The 541-nt window shown below is 72.8% G+C and carries 1 protein-coding gene; it reads right to left on the bottom strand.

Going from position 1 to position 541, the window contains the following annotated elements; genetic code table 11:
- Nucleotides 1-480 (bottom strand): IPT/TIG domain-containing protein (locus tag ACNA7R_RS20625; RefSeq protein WP_416285397.1); only part of this gene is annotated, 480 nt, incomplete at its 3' end.
- Between the last annotated feature and the right edge of the window lie 61 nt (nt 481-541).

Genomic DNA, 541 nt, shown 5'->3' with positions numbered 1-541 from the left:
GTACAGGCTACGGTTGTCGATCAGCAGTTCGTCGGGCGCCGCGCTCAGGTCGTACGCGGCCGCCTCGAGCAGCACCGCCGTGCCGGCGGTTTGGCCGTCGAGGAAGTCCTGCAGGTCGGCCGCGGCGCCGGTGAACGCGACGCCGACGAAGAACGGCGAGAACGCGTCGGCGCCCTCGTCGGTCGTGACCTCGACCTCCTGCCAAGCGTCCGGGGTGCCGGCGGCGACGACCGCCTGGATCTCGTCGTCGCTCCAGCTGGTGATGGCGGCAGCGACGCCACCGATCGTGACGCTGCCGTCGGCGCCGAAGTCCGCGCCGGTGATGACGATGGTCGCCCCGCGCGGCGCGACGGACGGCGCCACGGCGCTGATCTCGGGCGGTACGGGATCGGGGTCGGGCTGCACGGGTGGTTGGCCCCCGCAGGCCGCGAGCGCGACCGCGAGCGTCACGATGAGGAGGAGATTCCGGGTGCGGGCCATGGGTACCTCCAGGTAAGGACCTGCTGGGAGCCATCGGGTCGGCGCGGTCGGTCGATCGGCC

Origin of the sequence: Natronococcus sp. (genome assembly GCF_047921035.1) — an archaeon.
GTDB lineage: Archaea > Halobacteriota > Halobacteria > Halobacteriales > Natrialbaceae > Natronococcus.
Note: the sequence above shows the minus strand (reverse complement) of the source record. Positions and strands in the feature narration are given on the sequence as shown.